A 545-nucleotide genomic window follows, 5' to 3' on the forward strand; every position below is an offset into this window, starting at 1 on the left:
AGCCTCTTGGTTTGGGCTAATCCCGTTTCGCTCGCCGCTACTTAGGGAATCGCATTTGCTTTCTCTTCCTCCGGGTACTTAGATGTTTCAGTTCCCCGGGTCTGCCTTCCATACCCTATGAATTCAGGTAAGGATTCCATCCCATTACGGATAGAGGGTTTCCCCATTCGGAAATCTCCGGATCAAAGCTTACTTACAGCTCCCCGAAGCATATCGGTGTTAGTACCGTCCTTCATCGGCTCCTAGTGCCAAGGCATCCACCGTGCGCCTTTTCTAACTTAACCTAAGTTAATTTAAAAGAACTTACTTGTTTTTAATGATGTCTTGTCAATTTGTTATCTAGTTTTCAAAGAACAATCTTGAGAGATAGTTCTCTCAAAACTAAACAAAATCAGAAACGTCTTTTTATGAAGTATCAAGTACTTCATTTCATCCTTAGAAAGGAGGTGATCCAGCCGCACCTTCCGATACGGCTACCTTGTTACGACTTCACCCCAATCATCTGTCCCACCTTAGGCGGCTGGCTCCTTACGGTTACCCCACCG

Annotated in this window: 2 rRNA genes; both read right to left on the bottom strand. The window is 45.1% G+C overall.

What is annotated here, in order from left to right:
* A 23S ribosomal RNA gene (locus tag SM124_RS23990) occupies window positions 1-284 on the bottom strand; the annotation flags it as partial.
* A 155-nt stretch (window positions 285-439) separates the two neighbouring features.
* Window positions 440-545: ribosomal RNA gene (locus SM124_RS23995) — 16S ribosomal RNA — on the bottom strand; the annotation flags it as partial.

Origin of the sequence: Robertmurraya mangrovi (genome assembly GCF_034427655.1) — a bacterium.
Taxonomy (GTDB): domain Bacteria; phylum Bacillota; class Bacilli; order Bacillales; family Cytobacillaceae; genus Robertmurraya_A; species Robertmurraya_A mangrovi.